The organism is Agrobacterium burrii (assembly GCF_017313405.1).
GTDB classification, from domain to species: Bacteria; Pseudomonadota; Alphaproteobacteria; order Rhizobiales; family Rhizobiaceae; genus Agrobacterium; species Agrobacterium burrii.
Map to the genome: position 1 here is coordinate 35,611 of NZ_JAFLNA010000018.1, position 20,445 is coordinate 56,055.

Below are 20,445 nucleotides of genomic sequence, written 5' to 3' on the forward strand. Positions count from 1 at the left end.
GTGCTGGCGGATCAAGAAGAAGCCTCCGTGCAGGCCGGCACACTCAGCGCAGACATCCATCTTCCGGGTGAGTGGTTTTCGTCGCTGGTTGGGTTCATCGCCGGAACACTTCCTGGTTGGCGCGATGACCCGGCGAGGCCGGTCCAGACCAGCGAAACCGGATTGACGGCGCAGCTCTGCGCACGACTGAACAGCGTCAGCCGGCACTCGGCTGGCTGGGACTTCCTACAGTTTCGACGCGAAGAACCTGACGATGTCAAAGCGGGGCGCTCTATCGATCTTGTCGTCGCACCCAGTGGCGCGCTCATCTGGATTGCCGGTCGCGAGTATAGCGAGTACCGCACGCTCTTGCCCATAGAATGCAAACGGCTTCCGACCCCAAGCGGTAAGGATCGAGACGAGCGCGAATATTTGTTCAGCCAATTCAACTCTACCGGCGGCGTCCAGCGATTCAAGGCGGGGCATCATGGTGCGGCACACGCTCGCGCGGCCATGATTGGGTACGTTCAGGATCGCGATATCAGCTATTGGCGCGCGCAACTTGACGCATGGATCGAAGGGTTGATCGCAACCCCCGTTCGAGGATGGACTGCAGACGACAGGTTGGAATTGGCCTTGCATCACGCGGAAACGCGGGTTGCATCTCTGCAATCAACCCATCAACGGAACGGCGGCCTTGCGCCGGTGTCGATTGACCATCTCTGGATCGAGATGTAATCGATGGCGCCGTTCCGGTGGCACATATGCTTTGCAGATATCCTCGCCACCTGGCACGACAAGACGATCAGGTCGTGCCTGTATGAAGTCATCGCTCTAGCGCTGAGATATCTTGATCGCCGCATGAAGGAGCTTGCACTATTGAAAGCAGTCCCATGAAGCCGGAGTCAGGAACGAGAGGTCAGAACGAATTTTCCGGCTGGTGCGAGCCTGAGCAATTTCATGTGCAGCGATCCGACCCGGACCGTCTCGGCTGGGACTTTATGCTCGAAGCCGATCCCGATCGACCCGCTGATATTCCTCTCGACCAGCAGAACGAACTTCCGAAATTTCTCGTTCAGGTCAAAGCGACCGAACATACGACGGCAATCCCGCGCATTAAGCTCTCAGCGCTGAAACACCTAGTCGACGCTGACTTGCCTGCGGCGATCGCGATCCTCTTTTATTCCAAGGGTGGACGACGTTCCGTCCGCCGTCTGATCGTCCCCGTCGATGAAGCTGTGATCGAGGACACCTTGCGCCGAGTGCGCGAGCAAGAGGCGCAGGGCAACCGCTCTATCCATACCATAAAGGTGCCGATCCCTACCGAACGCGCCGTGGAAATCGGACGTGACGGGGAGGGGTTGTCGGCTGCCTTGCATGCCATGCTGAACGGTCCTTTTAGCGACTACGTCGCGAGGAAAAGCCATTTCCGAAGTACCTGCGGTTTTGATGATGCGCCAACAGTCGGCCGCTTCGTCCTCCCGGGCCTTGATGGCAAGCACAGGCTGGGTGAGCTCTTCCTCGGAGGACGACGGGAGCTTGACGTGAACCATCTGACGATTGAGCGGCGGCGCTTCGGCATCACGCTCGGCAACGACCAGCTCTATTTTCGCGACGCCATCCTCGAAATGGATGCGCCGCCGCTCCTTTACGCGTCGATCGAGCTCGAGTCGGACGCCGGCGAATGGATAGCCGTGCCTGTCGACGTCTTTGTGGTTCCGCCCTTCTTGGATGACCGAGAACACTCCCCGATCCGGCTGGCAAATCGGTTCTTCGAGGTCGTCCTTGATTTCGAGCAGGAATGGGCCGGGATCACCTTCGACTATGCCGGCGATCGCGAGGTCGACATTGAAGAGGCGATATCGATCGTGCAGGTTGGCGCCATCCTCGCTCGACCGAACAAGACCCTAACCATTCACTTCAAAGATGCACACATGGTGCTTCCCGCTGCTGACGAGCAGGGCCCGTTCAGCCACTGGATACCGGTGGCGCCGACACTGCGCCGAATCTGCTCCGCGATCGGTCGATCAGCGCGCCAGCCGCAAAGGCCGCTTCGGCTGGCGACGTTTTTTGACTGGGTGGAAGAACATCAAGAAGTCCTGGCACTATGCTCGACCCCCGGCGTCAATCTGTTCTTCCCGCGCTGGTTAGAGGATGGCATGGTCAACGAGCAGGACACCATCTTGGTTCCGATGTCTGTTGAGTTGACGGGCCTGCAATACACTGCACTCGTCGAAATTCCCATCGTTTCGGCGAGCAGCCAAGAGACGGAAATCAAGATCGTTGGCGGCCAACCGCAAGTGGTCGACGACGTCATCCGCCCTCCAGGTGCCGATACCACCGATTTCCTCGACTTGGCCGTGGAGGCCTCCAAGCGCCGCCGCAACATCATTGGACCCGCCCTTGTCGCGGGCGGCATCGTGCCGGCAAAGTCCGTATAATAGGCACCCTGAGTTGATGCTGACGCTCCGTGGCGTCAATTTTTTTCGACTGATTGCAAAAAATCCTGGTCTCCAGCTGCAAATCGGCGCGGGCATCTGCCTCGGCGAAAGCCTGCGCGATGGTATGACGGCCGTGAAGATCAAACCGCGGTGGCGCTTTGCCGTCGTCGGTTCGTCAACCTATTTCGAGCATCATGCGCTTCCCAGAACTCCGGATGATCCGCGTCACCATGTCTGCATCCGTAATATCTATCCAAGCGGCAAGCCCTATGCCTGGGAGTTCAGCCGGACTGGAAAGATCATCGAATACGAGCCAACCGGGTCTCTGTCGCTTGATGACCATGAAGTAATGGTCGAAGGCGCACTTTCAGGCGTGGGGCTGGCTTATGTCTGGGAGGAAAGGGCGCGTCCCCATGAAATGGAGGCGCCGCCGGTGGTTCAGATCCTTTCAGACCTTCAGTCTTTTTCCGACCTGTCTTCGGGCGTCATCCGAGCGATAATCCCGATAAGGTTTCTCACAGCTTCTTGCGGGAGCCTTCGCGTCAGGTGAGATAGCTCAAGGTAATCATTCGCTTCTTCCGGTGTTCGTCCATAGAGATGAGGTGCAACTGCAAACAGCATGTCGATTGGTTGGAAACCAAGAAGTTCGCAGAGGTGGATCATCCGTGTAACCGTCATCCGCGAAAACGCGCGTTCGTAGCGACCGTAGACGGCTGTCGAGAGACCGACCATGGAAGCAAATTCTTCTCTGGTCAGCTTTTCGTCTTCGCGAGCTTTGCGCAGGAACGCAGCAAGTCTCTCGTCCATCTCGTTGAAACTCACGATACCTTCGAACCCTGGTCGGCGATATAGTGGGCGGTCCACCTCTTCATCAGTGGTCTCAACGAGGCCCTTTGAACTCTTATATTTGAATAGGTCCCGCGTTTCCGACATCACCCTCAACCTCCCACAACTCTGCTTTCTCAGCGGTATAATGAACCAAGTGAACGAGTTGGGTATCGCTCAGTTCCAAGAATCAACCGATCTCTTTTTGTATCAATTTGGGGGTAAAGATAACAATGGGCGACAAGTTGCAAAGTTAGCCAATTTGGCGGAGTTGACAGTCGAATATTTACAGTGCCAACCGACGCAATATAGCGTCATGTTCGAGAATATCCAGCTATTTAGTTTTCATCGAAACTAGAGACCAATTGTCATCTTTGCTGGCGAAAACACCCTTCAATACGGTATCATCTTCGATCCACCCAAAATTTTGCAGTCATCTCACACGCGATAGCGTTTCCGGATATCCTAATACAGTTTGCAACGTGAACTGACGACTGAGCGCCAAAGCTTTTTTATCCCATTTGGATAAGGAAAACACTTGCTCCTTGGCCGCTTGTTCCGTGGGCCAGTCACCCTTATCGGTTACATTCTTCTTATTCATCATTCGCATCAAAATGGAGTTTTCAGTCGGGGAAGGTCAATACCGACTGACGCCGCTTGCGGGACAAAAAAACAACTCCGAGCGCGCCGCCCAATGCAACGCCACAAAGGAATATTGGATCAAGGATCAATACCCGTTGTCCCGCAAGTATTGGTCTATAGCCGTCTTGATGATAACCGTCATTTTGATTTCATTCTCGACTGCCGCTCGGGCGAGCCGTTGTTTGGTATCGAAGTCTAGAGGGCAATTTACGAAGTGCTTGCTTTCCCTCGCTTTGGACTGTTTTAGGTCCTGTAAGCGCAGTCTGGACGCCTCTTGGCGCAGAGCTCGTGTTGTGGTTCGCTCCCGGCGAACGTCCTCATCGGCGGAAATCAGCCTCCCGGTTTTTGGGTTCGGACTTGCTTTCGCGTCGGCTTGAGGAGCGGGAGCGCTCGCATTCGTGTCCGTCGGGTCTATGTGCGCGGCGTTCTTGTGAACCACGATCTCAGGAGCAGCCGGATCGGCCTGCGGAGACGCAGGCTGGCCGACTTGTGGCTCCTGGCGCGGCTTGCGAGGCGCAACCGCGAAATCTGTTACGCTAGTATCGCGCTTAACCATGGCATTAACCCCTTGCGTTTGTGTGGAGATAGCCTTCGACTTCGTGCTTGAATGCTAGAGCTTCTACACGGGCCTTTTTCACGGGTTCCGTGAGTTCGAGCATCTGCAGTGTTCCATAGCCAGTTCGAATCTCTCGATAGGGATTCCGTTCAACAAGTTCGGTTTCGAGCAGGTGCGAATTGTAGCCGCCCTCTTGCAGGTTGGCGACAAACGGACGGATCAGACGATACTCTTCAAGGGCCCGGTTCGGCATGCTAATCCGCGTCCTGTATATGAGGTGTGGAATCTGTCGCCCTACCTGATCGCTCATTTCGGCAACGTCGTTGGCGGCTTGTCCTGCGGCCACGATCTCGTCCTGCGCTGGTTGAATTGGCGTAACTACCACGTGAGAACCCGCAATGATCGTATCTCTCGTAACGGTGTCCTGGCCGGGAGAGTCCATGATCACTACATCATAGTTTGCGGCCTCGCGTTCGAGGATTTGCCGAATGCCAGCGTCCTGAGCCGCCGTAACAAGCGTTATGCCGTCCGGTTGATAGTTCTTATCGGTCGACCGCTGGAACCACGTCGAGAGATTTTGCCGACCATCCGCATCAATGAGCAGGACGGTTTTGCCTTCGAGAGCAAATTCCCCGGCCAGCAGGATGACAGCAGTCGTTTTTCCTGCACCGCCTTTACCGCTCACTGCGGACATACAAATCGTCATCGCTATTCCTTTGTCGCCCCAAAGATATTTCTCAAGCCCTAAAAACTTGGAGCGCACCCCTGCGTCGAAATCTTGCTTACGCTCCTCTCAACCGGTGAGCCTACATCGGGACGCAGGGATGTTGAGATCTAAACAACGGCAGCGAAACACGGTGCCATCCCACGAGGGAAAGGTGATCCACGAACGCATCGTGTGAAAATAAGGTGCTGCAACACGGTTCGTCAATACATTGGTTAAGATCGAAACAACGTTATCACCACACGACACGAACACACGACACGTATTTACCTAATGGCTGCGCCGTGTTGGCCCACCGTCGTAGATCAGTGATTGGATAAGACACATTGCAAGACCATACGGCTCGTTCGTGTGGCGGCGTCGTGTGTTCAATCCGAGTGGTGAAACCCGGAGCCGCGTGAAGGCCGACTTTGGTAGGCGCACGGAAACCGCACGGGCGTAGAGCGAAGCGTCCCTTGCGAGTGAGTACGGCTGCCATACCAAGGGCTTCTTAGCGGTGTTGGCGGTGAACCCTGGTGAGCGTTTTAATGCTTTGAAGCCGATGCGCAAGCGTCGGAATCAGTGGGCGAGGGGATGGGTGAAATGGGTCGGTATTTTTTGATGCTTAAGGGTGGCAGGATACGTAAAAATGTTTTACATTTTGATCGCTACTACTATCGAGGGACTGGCCCTCGATGCCTTCGCTTTGCTCTGGAAAGGCCTTCGGCTGATGAGTGAAAACAGTTTGGTGACGTCTGCGACTAAAGCCCGCAAAGACCGGCTCGTAAACGTGCGCGTTACGGATACCGAACATGAAAAAATCGAGGAGGCAGCCAAAGCGGCTGATATGAGCGTGTCGGCATTTTTCCGTTCGCTTCTGCTTGAGGGCGCAGGCGTTCGGCCGATATTGACGCGTGATGACCGCCTTATCATGGCGGCTCTGCTGGAAGATATGCGCAAGATCGGCGTGAACTTGAACCAGGTCGCCCGAGCCTTGAACAGCGGTAAGGCCGTTCATCCGAGCGAACTGGATATAAATTTCGCCAACGTCCAGTCCATTCAGGCTGCTGTAATGCTTGAGCTTCGATCGCTTTCAAGGCGTGCTGGCTATCAGCGGCGTGGGGAGGAATAGCGTTGGAGTTCTTCTTCGGAGCGTTCACAAGCGAATGGGAGCAGAAGCGCGCGGCGCTTCTGCACGAAATGTCACTTGGGGGAAAGGCTCAGCAATCCGAAGAAAACCTCTTCAAGTACGTTCATCAGATAAAGGAAATTAGGCGCGGGGGAGGCGGACCCAAGGCTAAGCCTATGCGGATGCCGCGCATGCAGTTTCCCCGGATCTCCATGCCTTCTGGTATCGCGGCGGCTTCCAACCGTGCGATGGAGGCGCGTCTTACCAGCGTTGCGAAGGGTAGTCAGCCAGCTGTTGTGAAAATGGCCTCCTATGGCGGCGGTGCACGCGTTGGATCGATGCTCAACTACGTCTCGCGTGGCGGTGAGTTGAAGGTAGAGAATGAAAACGGCGAGAAACTGGAAGGCCGTGAAGATCTTGCTCGTGTTCGGGGCGACTGGAACCATCTCTTTCAGAACCGGACCGAGAGCCGTGATATCGGAAGCTTCTCGGTGGAGGTCGCGGCGAGTGCGGATGGAGAGGATTTGCACGGGCGGGTGCGAGATATCCTGTCGAGCGGTTTTGGCGACCGCCGGTATGCTTATGCCGTCGCAGAGCGCGGTGATGGCTCATTGACGATTGATGGCCTTGTCGTTTTACGCAGCGGGCAGGGTGAGAGGCTTACAGCCGACGCCAAGGCCGCCGGGATCGTACAGCAACGTTTTGACGCTAGCGCCGTCGCAGGTCAGGGCGCTGCAAGGTTTTCCATCGGCGGCTATGGAAACGGTGTCGAATACGGCACCACGAAGGTTCGGGAGCTGATCGAGGACAGTGCTGAGGTTCGGGACGATCGCGGTCGCTTAATAGCAGACGGTAAGGCGGCCGGGGATCTCGTTCAAAAAGAATGGCGCGAAGAGCTTCATAGCCGCAAAAGCCGTGATTTGATGCATGTCATCATGTCGGCCCGTGCCGGAACCGATGCGGGAGCCTTTGAAGGCGCTGTTCGAGATTTCCTCGCTGACCAGTTTGCTGGACATCGGTACGTCTTTGCGATGCACGACCCAGAAACCGACACCAAGGAAGCAGGGGAGGGGGGCAAGCGTCCGCATGTCCATGCTCATGCTATCGTCACGATGCGATCAGAAGCCGGGGACCGCATCGAGACAACGCCGGCAACCTTCCGCCAATGGCGTGAAGTGATGGCCGAGAAGGCGCGTGATCACGGCATCAATATGGAAATGACAGATCGACGGGAGTTTGCCTCAGCGCCTGCGTATACGCGTAACCAGGTCAGGGCCGTAAACCGCGACGGTAGGACCGAGCACGTTGGAACAAGTGAGCCCGCTCAGGCTCGTTACGATGCCAAGCGATCAGGGCGACGCACTGTCGCGTCAAGTGATCGCAGCCGGCAGTACACGGTCAAGGCTCAGGAGACGTGGCAAAAGATAGCTGCTGTTTCCGGTGATAGGCGGACTGTAGCATTTGCAGCTGAACATCGTGATGTCATTGAGACGGGGCTCAGAGAGCTCGAATCTGCAAACAACTCAACAGTTGTTCACTCGGATTTCGGCGGCGATTTCCGTACAAATATGATATCATTGCAGAAGATGCTTTTGGAGGTAGAGAACATGCGCGAGCAGACACGCCAGGAGTTTGAATCATACGAAAAGACTGTCGAAACGGCTCTGTTCAGACTTGAGCGAAGCGCTGGACCCGATGACAGGGCCGGTTTCGATGAGGTTGCAACTACGGCCCGCGAAATTATGGATCTCCGCCGCGAAATGCTCGAGCTCACCGAGCGCGTTGGCGACAGACAGATTGGCAACGAGGCCGATCGGGAACCACTTGCTGACGCCATGGACCAGCGTGGGGGAGCGGATGAACGTAGTGGAGCCGTCCCCACTGACGCTGTCCGCGATGACGCCCAACGCCTCGCCAACGAGGCTGACGAGGTCAGCAAGAAGTGGAATGAGGCTGTTGCCAAGCATGGCGAAGCGGTTGTTGAGGCTGGCAATGATGCGATGATCGATGTCGAGCATTTCAGAGAAGGTATCGCGCTGGTTCAGTCGGGCGAGTTTTCTGAAGAAGACCTCGAAATGTTCGAGACCGGGCTCAGGTCAGCGCTTCGGCGTGCCGCCGAGCTCGCCGCCGACGGAAACGCCTACCTTCATGACGTCGCTGTCGAGGATCCCGAGCTTCGCAGCGAAGTCGAAAAAATCGACCGCGAAGACGGTCGGACAGACGAAAGCACGACCAACAAAACCGCATCCACGTCGGATGTTCCTGACGATCGTCAGCGCGACCTTCAGCTTGATGCGGAAGAGGAGCGGGGCCAATTGCCAAACGAGCGCGAGGCGCACGAGCTGGCCGACACAATCGAGGCTACAAACAGGCAACAAGATCGTGTAAAACAGGAGCGTGAGGCTGGACAGAAAGCAGGAGAAACTACGCGAACTGACCCTGCGCAGCAGCACGTGCCTCGTCTTGAAGAACTTGAGCGGGAGCAAAACGAACAGAGGGACCGCGATCGAGACGATCGTGAGCGGTGATAGGCCATGACAAACCGATACGTAATCCAGACTGAGAACAGAAAGTCGGACGAAGCCGTAGGAAAAGGCATCGTCGCGATCTTTGGCTTTGTTGCTGCTCTTGCTGCTATCGGCTTTGCGTATCAGACAGTCGTCGGATGGTATGACGCGACCGCGATCTGGCTTGGAGACATTGGCCAGTATCTCGCTAGCTTTTGGCCATTTTAGGCCTTCTACCCGAGCAAGTAGATTCTTACCGGCCCTAAGAGCGAAACTCTTAGGGCCTTTTCATATTCAGGCTGTCTCTGGGTCTGGAACGGTTGCAGCGAACACGTCCATGATATTCTTTCGCTTAGTCGGGTTCTTTCCGACGCTGTTTTTCTCGACCTGTTCGCGAAGCCTCTGTGTTGCAAGGGAATGCAGTGCTTCAATCTCGTTTCGCCGTGCGATGTCATCCGACGCTGCGCTATTGCGCTTCCGTGGGGCTTTGGGTCGGGCTGCGGGTGTGGATTTGGCTTTCGAGGTCAATGCTGCTGGATTGACGATACGCTTCGCTGGAATGGCGACCGGCGCTGTTACTTCCGTGGGCCTTAGCGACTCCGTTGCAGGAAGCTGCTTTTCCGGCTCTTTTTGCGCGGGACCGGCTTCCGGCATGTTCGTTTGGACTGCAGCCGAAGGCTCAGCTACCGGGGCTGTGTTTCCAGCATTCTCATATTCTGCAGTCGTCGCCGGGACCGGCTTCGATGGAAGGTACTCGATATCCGGGACACTTGGGATGTGAGCCTGGGCATAGGCCTCAGCTGCCTTGAACGGCTGGGTATTAAAGAACCGAAGCTTTTCAGCAAAAATCGGACGCTGGCCCTCTACCAATAGGATCATTCTGTTTTCTGGCATTTGCCGGACTTCCTGAGACATCATGAGGTCCCGCTCCCGAATTTGCTCGACCTTCGTCCGCCGTGGAAGTCCCATGATCTCGATTGTGCGAGACTCCGACGAGTAGCGAATGGTCCTCTTGCCGAGAGCTCGTGACGCATAGTCGGCCGTCGCTTGATCATTTGCACCAAGGATCAACTGGTAGCCGCAATTCCCCAAGAGCGAGTGCCGAGAGGTTTCTCCATATATCTCATCGAGGTTTTTCAGGTCCTGGATAATAAATGCGAGCTTGATCTTGTAACCGGCCACGTAAGGCAGCTTCGTCATGATCTCGTCCATGCGTTTCAGCTGGCGAAATTCATCGAGCAGGAGATAGACAGGAAGGGAGTTTGGATCGTGCTCGAGAGTGAGAATATCCATGACCTGTTGGACAAACAGGGTCAGCAAGGGCCTGAGAAGCGTGATGTCAGTGATGTTCGGAGCGAGGTAGATTGTTATAGGCCGCCGCTTCATGGATCGAAGATCCATGTCCGTGAAGTTCGTTGCGGCGACAACACGTTCGTTCTTGAAAGGCCGCATAGCCTTCTGGATATCGAGAAGGGCTGATGCAGCGGCTCGATCAGACAGTGAAAGATATGAGTTGAAACTCTCGACGGTAAATTTCGAGAGGTAGGGCTCTTTCTCCTTGATGTGCTTCATCAAGGCCTGGAGGTCTACGCCGCTGTTGAAGAAGGAGTTGATTTCGCCGAGATTGCGGCGGTCCCGGTAGAAGGGGCTTTCGAGAATGTAGCTTATCGCGCCGGCGAGGACCTGCTGCGCGGTGGCCTGCCATACCGAATTCTCAGACTCCGTGTTCTCCGGAACAAGAATGCTTGCAATGTTCTGAATGTCGGTTGTTCGATTGCCCCGTTCCGGTCGCACAAAATCGAGAGGATTATAGCTGTTCGTGCGCTCGGAGCCCGGTGCAAAAATGAAAACCTGGCTGCCATTCTTCTTCCGATAGCCGGCCGTCGCCTTGAAGACCTCTCCCTTTAGGTCGGTAACGATCATCGAGCCTTCATGCATGAGAGCATTCGGAATGACGTAACCGGCACCTTTACCGGACCTTGTCGGCCCGATGATCAGGTGATGGCGATCGTCCTGCGCCCGGAGGACCTTGCCTCCAAAACGACCGAAAATATGCCCCTTCTTGCCGAACCATTTCCCCGTCCGCAAACCCGCGATGTCCTGAAAAGCGGCGTCCCCTAATGGGCTCGTGACTGGTCTAAGGCCGAGATAGGCAGTAATTGCGGCGATCACGAAGGCAGGCACCAACGACCCCAGGGCGACCTTCTGCAGGGTAGGATTATCGCTGTAAGCCCAGAACTGTTGGATTGGCGCGAAAGGATTGCTTCGTATCGTTGTATCGAGGATTCTGCCGTCGCCGTAAAACAGGTGGAGGCCAGCGCCATATCCAAGCATCCAAGCCGCAAAGGCAACCGCGAGGCAAAACGCTAGATAGACGGCTTTGAAGCCTTTCGTCATGCTTCATCTCTTGCAAAGAAGATCTCCGAAACGCCGCGCTTGCCCCCTTCGCGGCGGAGCTGGATGACGATCGGGATCACCATTTGAATGTAGGACATTAAGTCCTGCTTCGAGTAGCCCGCCGACATTCCAGATTGCTGCATCATCATGGCAAGTTGCTCATATGCCCCCATAGGGGTGTCCGCATGAACTGTGGACATGCTACCCGGATGACCGGTGTTGATGGCGCGCAGGAAAGAGAAAGCTTCAGCGCCTCTGATCTCGCCCACGAAAAGGCGGTCAGGACGCATGCGCAGTGCCGACTCGAGCAGGTTTTGAATGGTCACATTGGACGTGCCTTGCCCACCTTTGGAAGCAACCAAGTGGACTGCGTTTTTCTGTGGCGGAAAAAGTTCCCGCGTGTCTTCGAGCGTCAAGATGCGCTCGTTCAGGTCAACTGAGTTGAGGCAGGCGTTTAAGAATGTCGTTTTGCCCGAGGACGTGCCGCCGCTGATAAGGATCGAAACCCGCTTCGTGATTGCAGTATGGATGAAGTCGTAGATCTTTTCTTCGCGCAGATATCGAATGAGCTCGCGATCGACGTCGCTCAATCCCCCCACGGCAACCGACACCTTATCCAGCGATCCGTTATCCCTGTAGTCTTCGAGCGAGAAATTCTGGACGACCTGCTTTCGGATCGTAATGGATCCTCCGTCAGGAGCTGCGGGGGGTAAAACGACCTGAATGCGCTCACCAGTCGGCAACGCCGCGCTCAGGATTGGATTGGCCTGATTCAAGAACTGCTTTGTTGAGGCGGCGACGCGCTCTCCGATGTTCTCAATCTCTTGCGCGGTAAGAACATCGATACGATGATGCTCCATATGATCTGCGCCAAACCGTTCCACGTAAACGTGGCCCGGCTTGTTTATCGCGATTTCGACAACCTTTGGGTCGTCAAGAAACGGCCTGATGGGCTCCAACGAACGGGTCAGGAAATAGTGGGGATCATGAACCAGTGGATTACCTGCCGGTGCGTTCACGTTTGATCTCCTTCATCGCTTCTGTAACCGGATCGTCGTACATGTCGCTGAAATCGAGGTCTTGGCGCACGAAGATGAAGATGCGTTCGCCCTGTGGGACGCTGATCGTTGGAGGGATACGAAGATTTTCCGAAAGCACGGTGTTTGCCATGTCGCTAAACGTCTGTGCGATCGTCTCGCGAGCGAGATCCGCGCCACGCTGCGCATCGTCATTGTTGGAACCTGAACTCTGTTCGCTTCCATATCCCGTCAGATAGCTTGCGCCGCCACTAACGATCGAGAGAAGGATAGACGCGCCGAAGCGTTCCCGGAACTTGTTATCAACGTGACCTGTCAATCCAGATCTACCGAGGCTATCGGCTCCGATGGAGTTCAGCCTCACGCTGGCACCATCGTCACGGATCAGGCGTGTCCACACGACAAAAATACGCTTCTGTCCACGCGTAACCTCGGACTGGTATTCGCCGATCAAGCGGGTGCCCGTAGGGATGATCACACGACGACCGTCGAAAGAATAGACATCTTGGGACGTGATAGCGCGGATTTGCCCGGGCAGATCACTGACGATTGCCGTTTCCAGAATGCCTGCAATAAGGGTGCCCTCGGGGACTAACGCATCGAGGCGCTTCAGCTGTTTAGCCTTGGCGCTGCGATCCCCGATCGCGCTCGCCGAGGAAAGATACTGGCTATTCTTATCTTCGCCGGCAACCGTCAGCGGCGTGCCGTTGGCTGAACTGTCGAGTGAACCGTTCGAGTTGCCTCCTAGATTCTGGTCCATCGTGATCAGCTTGGACTTGAATCTTTCCGGAAATTGTTCAACCGGCTCCACCTTCGGCGTCGCTTCCACGACCTCTGGCGGTGGCGGAACGTTAAATGGGGTTGTGTCGGCGGGTTTCTCCTCTTCAACGACCTCTGGCGGCGGTGGTAGTATAACGACCTGCTCAGGTTCTGACTTCGGCTTTTCTTCATCACGGACAAAGCCAGGGGGACGGAACGTCGTCGTGCGAAACTCTTCGTCTGACTGAGAATTGTCCCGGGGTTCATCTTTCGAGGTCGCAAGAACCATGTACGCGGCGACAACGCCAAAAATCACCAGCGCGGCCATCCCGGCCGTCTGGTTCCGTTTCGTGTTTTTGTTGCTGACATCAGTTTCGTCAGCATGCGCCATGGCTTCAAGTTCGGGGCTGCGCTTCATTAGTTGCCGCTCCTTCTACGCGTGCTTGCGTCCAGATCGCGTTGAGGTGCCATGATGTCGGGGTCTGGTGCGGCAACATCCGGTTTGCGGAGGTTGAAAATGCAGGTCCACTGGTTGCCGTCTCGGAGGGTGTATTGTGTCGCCGTGCCATCAACGACGATGTACTCGCCTTCTTTTCTGAAATTCCGAAGGGTCTCAGAGAAGTCAGATTGGACCGCAAAAATAGCAGGTACGCGCCCCTTGAACTTGAAGAACGTCTTCTTCCCATCATCGAAGACCATCGACGGCTTCAAAGCGGAGTCACCCGAGAATGAGTAGTCGATGTTGACGTTTGCCTTGTCGATATTGCTGATGTTCGGATTCGCTGCTCGAAACTCTGCCTCTTTTCGCAGAGATGCGTTCAAATCCTTCTCGGGATATACGAAACGGATGCCGAAAACCTTCCGTTCGTCTGTCGGCGCGTAGTCATTCAGCTCCAAGAAGTAGATGCGCTTGGATGTCACGACATTCATGTTCGTAGAAACACCTTTCGCAATTGGTTTTACGAATAGGATGTTGCCTTTCTCAGACGGTGCGACCTGCCAGCTATCGGTGTCGCCAAGCGAGATCGTCTCGAACTTTTCATCTTCATCAAAAATGATCATCGTTGAGATGCCGTAGGTTGCAGAGACCTTCACCACGTTATTCGGCTGGTAGACAACACTCGTAACGCGTGAATCCAACGTGCCAGGTCTAGGCTGCTGTGCGCCGAAGGCGTGACTCATCGTCACGGCCATGAAGGCCGCAGTGACAAATAGTCTAACTTTCATCCTGCTGCTCCCGGCGTAACCGTTTCCTGATCGCGTCGGTAGTTGTACACTTGGAAGCCAAGCGGATTTTCAAAGCGCCAATCGTTGCGCTCCGGCGTATCCGTGTATCGGAAGCGGACCACAGAGATGTAGTGCCGTGTGATGTTATCGCTCTCAGAGCTTTCGGTGGTCGAGAAGCGGACCAGCGCGGTGCTAGCGTTCGAGAACGTGACCGACTTAACGTCCACGGTGATTTTCTTGTTTCTGCCCAAGCGCCTGCCTGGGTTGTTCGGATTGGCCGCGCTCCATTCGTCTTGGAGCTCCTTAGCGGCGTCTGCCGTTGATAGGAGGGCGGCAATTCCGAAGTTTTGCTGTATCGCAAACGGGTCATAACCCTCGCGCGAGCGGATATAACGGACCACATTGGCCTGAGTAACGGCCTGCTGGTCGGTGAGGTTCGCAGAGCGCGTGAGCCCGGTTTTAACCTCAATGTAGCCGGTGTTTTTGTCGACCTCAACGATGTAAGGTTCGAAGCTCTTGAGCGGCACCAACATCACCAATGTCCCGAGCGACATAAGGGTGATGGCGCTCATTATCATGGCAACGAACCAAGCAAATGTCCTTGAGCGATTAGCCTTCTTTACGATCTCCTGTTCCCATTTATCGCCATCTTGAAAATAGCTCCTGAGAGCTTCGTTTGAATCTGCCATGGTCTAGCCCTTAAACCCCTCTGAACAGCCTGCGTTTAGCGCGGCACGCTGTTGCTACTGATGCGATTTTGCATCGCACTCGCACTTGCATTTCGAATATTTTCCCGCATGCCGGCTTGTGTCCGCTCGCGTGCCTCCATGCCGAGTCGGCCAGCTGTGCCGGAGGCACTACGCGCGCCGGTTAGCATTGCAGCTGGAGCACTGAAGCCTGTCAGGCCCCCGACAGTTCGCGCCACTTGACCGATTCCGGCCGCGACGCCGCCCGTGATCCCCTGAGCAAGCGTCTGAATGTTGAAGAGGACAAAGGCACCGGCAGCACACAAAAGAAGGAAAGCCGCGACATCATCGAGTTGAAGCCTGCGCTGGTCGGCCGCCGCAGTGACCTTCGTCAACTCTGGATCCATTGCGGAGATCAGGAACGCAGCAACCACGTAAACGAACAACGGAATAAGCGCGTACATCAGCACACTTTGGAACCACGCCATTCCGTAGCTTCGGGTGGATTGAAACAACAAACATGCGATGAAAATTGGCGCGGTTCCTAGCAGCACCCACATCATGACTTTAGCGAGCAGAAGGATCGCGAGAGCGACGGCAATAAACACGCCGACGAAAAACATGATGAGGAAACCGACCATTGCCGGGAGAACGGAAAAATATCCGGCCTGCTCGGCAAAGGCCCCCGCCGCTTTATTGGCCGTTTCCCAGATCATCGACAGGCCGTTCGTCGGCTCCGTGATGCCTGTGTTGCTGACAGCTAGAATGGCGCGGCCAACATCTTCCGGCGTATCGCTCAGCCAGGTGTAGAAGAATGTGTTGAAGTTACCCCATGAGTTTATGAAAGCAACGATCAGCGTCATCCTGACCACGCGGCTGATGACCTCGCCGACACTGACCCGAGCCGTCCCCATGATCAGTTGAAGACCGTAGTAGGCGACGTAGGCGATCAGTAGCACGGTTAGAAGCGGCGCGACTTCGCTGCCAACCACCCCATAGGCGCTTTGCGTGAAGCTAGCGCCTGTCTGTTCAATCCGATCCAAAAGCCCACCGAGGAAATCCTCCATCGCCCAACGCCCCTATTCAGTTGCTAATGTGTCGATGGCCGCGAGAGCGGCTGATGGATCACCGTTGACGTTCGTCATCGGGCCACAGTCGTGACGCGGATCCTCAACGAAAGACGTCATGTTGGCCGGTCTTTTGCAGGGTGCTGTTTTCTCTTTCGCAGCCGTTCCACAGCCGGCAAGCCCGGCCGTGAACGTCGCGATTAGAAGCACTTTTCCAGCTGTTTCGAATGCCTTAATCACCGTAGGTCATCGCCTTTTTCGAGTTCGACATATCGACAAGACGCTGCTGATTTTGGGCATTAAGCGACTGAACGGTGCCATTCATGACGCCAATCATTTCGTTCAGCACCAGCCCCGATTGAACTTGGAGCTGCGTGTTCTGATCGATCGAGCCCTTGATATCCTCAGCCTTGCCGATCTGCTGACCCGCTTGCTGGAAGGATTGCGTACGCTGCTGCACAGCCTGATTTGATCCAGTCACCAGAGCAGCTACGCCAAGGACCGTATTCATCACTTCCTCATACGACTTATCGCCTGAGAACGTGCTATCGGCCTTTCCCGAAAGGTTCTTCACCAGCTGCAGCCCGTTGATGAATGTGGAGGCTACTTTGCCGATATCGCCGCCCATGCTTCCGAAATTCGGTACGCCACCGCTCATCAAGCTGTCGAAGGACGGCATCTGGGAAACACTGAAGCCATTGCCGATAGCAAGGTTCTGCATAGGGCTTTGCACGCTTCCACGGTCACCCGTTACGGCTTTAAGTGTTTCTTCGACCGTCTTAAGCACCTCCTTGTTGGTATCGAGAATGTCGGTCGTTGTTTTCGATGTTTCCTGAGCAACCTTCAGGTTAGCATTGTCGATTGTGGGGACCTGAGCGTACGCTGTCGAAGCTAGAGCCAGCGAAAACGCCGTTGCGATCGTCTTTTTCATGGCAGTTCTCCTTTATTGTGTACTCAACATCAGTTTCATTTCGGACGCCCGTTCCCGTTTCTGGACGCACGCTTGTTCCGTCTCATTCCATTCAACGTTCAGCGCCGGATCACAGAGCTTTATCGTTTCGGGGTCTTTATCTTCGTTGTCTTTGACCGAAACTGTCTGTGAAGCCCCCGAACGACTGCTAAGATCAAGTGAGTTCTTGGAGTTCATCAGGTCCGCCATCGCTGATCCAAGACGAATGACCTGGTTCATCATTTCGAGATTGGCGTTGCGGGCTCCTGAGTTCTGGTCCCAGCTGTCCTGGATCGTGCCGGTTTGCATCTGCCCAAGTTGCTGCAACCATGAACTGACGTTGCCACTACTCTCAGTGATGGACTGGCTCGTTGCCATTGCTCTGATCGAGCTGTCACGAGCGCCCGTAAACGCGCTTGTGCCCCCTCCATAATTCACCGGAATATTCGATGTGTCTGACCCGCCAAACTGCGGCATCCATTTTTTCGTAATGCTCGCAACGTAGCCTTGGGTTTCCTTGAAGGGAGGTATGCCGCCATACTTCTGGACGTTCCCGGGACCGGCATTGTAGGCGGCCAGAGCTAGGTTCGTATTCCCGTTGAAACGCTTGAGCTGTTGCTTCAGATACCGCGCGCCACCCCGGAGATTGCCTTCGATGTTGTTTGGATCAACGCCGAGGTCCTTCGCAGTTCCCGGCATAAGCTGCGACAGTCCTGTTGCACCTACAGGAGATTTCGCGCAGGGGTTAAAGCGGCTCTCTTGATAGACAAGCGACATGAATAGCGTTTCGTCTACGCCCTCTTCCTGGGCAACGCGCTTTACGAGGCCGACGGTTTCCGGATTAGCTTGCGCAGCGGCGGGCGCATCGCCTCCCTTGCCCTTTTTGTACATCGAGCACGTCACGCTCGTGCTGACAGTGTGACGTTTCTTGTCTGTTTCCCTGATGTCGTCGGTTGTTTTCTCCCTTACTGTATCGTCGTCCGTTAGAGCTTCGTCGGTGATCGGAACCTGCGTAAAGGCCGCGTTGGGAGCGCCAATCGACATGGCTGCAGCAAGCAGCACCAGAGTGGGACTTTTCCTCATTCAGCATTCTCCCATCCGCAAAATTTCGCCAACCAGTTTTCCGGCTCGTCTCCGAATTGCTCCCGGAGTGCAGCGCACTCCTCAATCGTCTCCTTTCGCCCGGACAGGACTTTCACCAGATCAGGCATGCTCGACAGGTCGAGCCTGGCTATGACGGAGTCGTTGCCGTGCTTGATCAGGAAGGTTCGCTTCTCTGGCGGGGTGTTCTTGATGAAGTTGAATTCCTTCACCGTTAGACCGAAGCGCTTGATGTAGCTTTCCTCGTCTGCACGCGGATTTGGGAAGTGAATGTTCGTGGCAGACTGCTCAATGATCGTATGAGAGACCTTCGATTTGGCAATATCGGCGGCCGACTGTGTGCCAAAGCCCACGATGCCGTTGAGCTTACGAATGGTCTTCATTTTGTCGACAATGAACGCGCTGAAAGTGTCGTCCAGGAGCAACTGCCAGCCCTCGTCCATGAAGAACATGACGGGGTTGCCATCCAGCAGTTCATCAAGCCGATGGTATAGATACATAAGTGCGGGGGTTCGCAGCTCCTCGTTGCCAAGAATGTTGGTCATGTCGAAGCCGAATACGGTCCTGCCGGAGAAGGACAGCACATCGTGCGGAGCGTTAAAGAGCCACGCTTTCTCACCTTCGATCCAAGGACGAAGGCGGGAATAGAGATCGTTTGCGTCCGCCCGTGCACGGCCCATAAGCAGGTTGCCGAGGTTAGTGAGGTTTCGCTGTTGTGCCGGCTCTTCCATGAGGCGGACGACAGCGCGCTCGATGATATCTTCATCTTCCTGGGTGAAGTCGCGGCGATCACGTCCACCGAGCATTGCCTTGAGAAGGCGCTGAAGAAATTCTCTGTTTGGTCCGGTGTTCTCCAACTGGAGCGGATTGAATCCAGTTGGTGTCCCCGGGGAAAGGATCTCGTAAGATCCGCCGATGGCTCGAACGAAGATTTCGGCTCCGCGGTCCTTATCAAAGAAGACGGCGCGCGGCGTTGGCGAAACTCGCATGGCCTGCGCGAGCAGGAAGCTCAAACCGACAGTTTTACCCGAGCCTGTCGGTCCTGTGACGGTAAAATGCCCGATATCGCGGCGGTGGAAATTGAACCAATAGGGCGTCTGCGATGTCGTCTCAAGGATAGTGATGGGAAGGCCCCAATGCGTACGTTCCGCCTGACCACTGGCGAAATTGTGCATTGATGACAGGCCCGAGAAGTTCGAGCTGGAGAGCATCGCCTTTCTAGCAATATAGGAGTGGTTGCCGGGCAACTGCGCCCAAAACGCTGCCTCAAGATTCAGATCTTCACGCAGCCAGTTGATGTTCATGTCCGTGAGGCACGCACCAAGTTCCGAAACGCAGCGGCTCAAGCCTTCGAGGTCCCGGGAAATGCAAAGTAGCGAAAAATGGTGGAAGCCAAATACGGCTTCCTGATTCAGCATGCTGTCGAGAGCAAAATTGATGTCAGATTCTACAGACGTCCCAGCTTCGTCCGAGGCACGGATTTGTCTCTGAAGGCGCGTTATGCGCTCCTGCGCAATCGGCTTGTCGGCAAGGGTAAACGACTGCGTCAGGATAAACTCGTGGTTCACCTGTAACAGTCCGTCCAACATGCCGGGTCCAGTGAAAGGAGGGTATTCCTTGATGGACAGCAGTGCGCCATACCGCGAATCTTCGTCTACGGCGGCATGCGCGTGCAAAGCGCGCTTGGCGAAGTGGAGACGAGATGTTCCAATGAAGTTGCGAATGCCCATACGCGGCAGTCGCATCTTCCGAGACACACTACCCGTGAGGATAGAATTGAAGAATTCGCAGGGCTCGGAATACGGTTCGCCCTTGGTCTCTTCCTCCTGCCCCTCAATCTTTGCAGTATCGTCGGACTTCTTCCGGTAGGTTATGCCGAGCGAGCGGGCTCCGTATTTACTCAGTTCACGGACGATATTGCCGATCAGTTCCTCTAGGTCCATTACCTCTTCGCGAGTGGCCTGTGTTTTTGCGTCCTTGTTAGACTGCGTAAAAATCCGCTTGAGCGTGTCGCCAACACCAAGCGCCCCGCGCATGCCCGAACGGACGATCGTCAAGTAGATCTCGTTTGTGAACATGCGCTTCTTGCGAAGCTGACCCATGTATCGCGTATTCAGGATGTCGCAGAATGATTGATCAAACGTTCCGCCGATCTCGGTCTCGACCTCGCGACGGATCACGGTTGACCATAGGGAAAACCGGCTTGAGCCGAGCGCGCGGATCATCGTGTTCTGGACGACTGATCGCATATTCAATTCGGCCTGGTCTTCGGTCTGGAAAAACAAGCCGTCGAGCTTGATGACGCTTGCGAGCGATCCATTCTCGAGACCTATCACCGTGTCCGAGACATGCCGCATGTAGGGAATATGAATGGACATAGGCCGCTCGTTTCCGGCGACCTTCCCAAATCCTAGCTCTTCTTTGACGACTTTCAGCATGA

General features: G+C 55.2%; 17 protein-coding genes. 4 read left to right on the forward strand and 13 right to left on the reverse strand.

Going from position 1 to position 20,445, the window contains the following annotated elements; translation table 11 throughout:
- Complete coding sequence (locus tag JZX89_RS25390; RefSeq protein ID WP_207135733.1) at window positions 1–717, forward strand: hypothetical protein; 717 nt, start codon at window positions 1–3, stop codon at window positions 715–717.
- 155 nt (window positions 718–872) lie between these two features.
- A complete protein-coding gene (locus JZX89_RS25395) occupies window positions 873–2,420 on the forward strand; it encodes a hypothetical protein (RefSeq protein WP_207135734.1) in 1,548 nt (515 codons plus the stop codon).
- A gap of 456 nt (window positions 2,421–2,876) precedes the next feature.
- Here JZX89_RS25395 and JZX89_RS25405 read toward each other — a convergent pair whose 3' ends face one another.
- From JZX89_RS25405 to JZX89_RS25415, 3 genes are all read right to left on the reverse strand, one after another.
- Window positions 2,877–3,353: a helix-turn-helix transcriptional regulator gene (locus JZX89_RS25405; protein ID WP_207135735.1), complete on the reverse strand. Its 477-nt coding sequence runs from the start codon at window positions 3,351–3,353 to the stop codon at window positions 2,877–2,879.
- Window positions 3,354–3,972: 619 nt separating this feature from the next.
- Window positions 3,973–4,443 carry a hypothetical protein gene (locus JZX89_RS28690; RefSeq protein WP_246746796.1) on the reverse strand — a complete coding sequence of 157 codons (471 nt, stop codon included), beginning with the start codon at window positions 4,441–4,443 and terminating at the stop codon, window positions 3,973–3,975.
- Window positions 4,444–4,447: 4 nt separating this feature from the next.
- Window positions 4,448–5,149, reverse strand: a complete 702-nt coding sequence (locus JZX89_RS25415; RefSeq protein WP_207135736.1) for a ParA family protein — start codon at window positions 5,147–5,149, stop codon at window positions 4,448–4,450.
- Window positions 5,150–5,876: 727 nt separating this feature from the next.
- Between JZX89_RS25415 and JZX89_RS25420 the strand changes: the two genes are divergently transcribed.
- Window positions 5,877–6,278: a plasmid mobilization protein gene (locus tag JZX89_RS25420; protein ID WP_207135791.1), complete on the forward strand. Its 402-nt coding sequence runs from the start codon at window positions 5,877–5,879 to the stop codon at window positions 6,276–6,278.
- A 2-nt stretch (window positions 6,279–6,280) separates the two neighbouring features.
- A complete protein-coding gene (locus JZX89_RS25425; protein WP_207135737.1) occupies window positions 6,281–8,803 on the forward strand; it encodes a relaxase/mobilization nuclease domain-containing protein in 2,523 nt (840 codons plus the stop codon).
- Between the two features lie 273 nt (window positions 8,804–9,076).
- Here JZX89_RS25425 and JZX89_RS25430 read toward each other — a convergent pair whose 3' ends face one another.
- The 10 genes from JZX89_RS25430 to JZX89_RS25470 are packed head-to-tail and all read right to left on the reverse strand — an operon-like array spanning window position 9,077 to window position 20,443.
- Window positions 9,077–11,179: a type IV secretory system conjugative DNA transfer family protein gene (locus JZX89_RS25430; protein ID WP_207135738.1), complete on the reverse strand. Its 2,103-nt coding sequence runs from the start codon at window positions 11,177–11,179 to the stop codon at window positions 9,077–9,079.
- Window positions 11,176–12,198, reverse strand: coding sequence for a P-type DNA transfer ATPase VirB11 (gene virB11 / locus JZX89_RS25435; RefSeq protein ID WP_207135739.1), 1,023 nt, complete (start codon window positions 12,196–12,198; stop codon window positions 11,176–11,178). Before virB11 ends, JZX89_RS25430 begins: the two co-directional genes overlap by 4 nt.
- Window positions 12,179–13,393: a type IV secretion system protein VirB10 gene (gene virB10 / locus JZX89_RS25440; protein WP_207135740.1), complete on the reverse strand. Its 1,215-nt coding sequence runs from the start codon at window positions 13,391–13,393 to the stop codon at window positions 12,179–12,181. Before virB10 ends, virB11 begins: the two co-directional genes overlap by 20 nt.
- Window positions 13,393–14,202 (reverse strand): TrbG/VirB9 family P-type conjugative transfer protein, encoded by an 810-nt coding sequence (locus JZX89_RS25445; protein WP_207135741.1) that lies wholly within the window; start codon window positions 14,200–14,202, stop codon window positions 13,393–13,395. Before JZX89_RS25445 ends, virB10 begins: the two co-directional genes overlap by 1 nt.
- On the reverse strand, window positions 14,199–14,891 hold the full coding sequence (locus JZX89_RS25450) for a VirB8 family type IV secretion system protein (protein WP_132665713.1): 693 nt from the start codon (window positions 14,889–14,891) through the stop codon (window positions 14,199–14,201). Before JZX89_RS25450 ends, JZX89_RS25445 begins: the two co-directional genes overlap by 4 nt.
- 35 nt (window positions 14,892–14,926) lie before the next feature.
- Complete coding sequence (locus JZX89_RS25455) at window positions 14,927–15,955, reverse strand: TrbL/VirB6 family protein (RefSeq protein ID WP_174010459.1); 1,029 nt, start codon at window positions 15,953–15,955, stop codon at window positions 14,927–14,929.
- Window positions 15,956–15,967: 12 nt separating this feature from the next.
- The gene (locus JZX89_RS28920) at window positions 15,968–16,195 is read right to left on the reverse strand and encodes a hypothetical protein (RefSeq protein WP_229002349.1); all 228 of its coding nucleotides are present in this window, start codon (window positions 16,193–16,195) and stop codon (window positions 15,968–15,970) included.
- On the reverse strand, window positions 16,188–16,886 hold the full coding sequence (locus tag JZX89_RS25460; protein ID WP_132665710.1) for a type IV secretion system protein: 699 nt from the start codon (window positions 16,884–16,886) through the stop codon (window positions 16,188–16,190). Before JZX89_RS25460 ends, JZX89_RS28920 begins: the two co-directional genes overlap by 8 nt.
- A 12-nt stretch (window positions 16,887–16,898) precedes the next feature.
- Entirely contained in the window at window positions 16,899–17,987 is a 1,089-nt protein-coding gene (locus JZX89_RS25465; RefSeq protein ID WP_207135742.1) for a lytic transglycosylase domain-containing protein, read from the reverse strand.
- Window positions 17,984–20,443, reverse strand: a complete 2,460-nt coding sequence (locus JZX89_RS25470; protein ID WP_174152998.1) for a VirB4 family type IV secretion/conjugal transfer ATPase — start codon at window positions 20,441–20,443, stop codon at window positions 17,984–17,986. Before JZX89_RS25470 ends, JZX89_RS25465 begins: the two co-directional genes overlap by 4 nt.
- Between the last annotated feature and the right edge of the window lie 2 nt (window positions 20,444–20,445).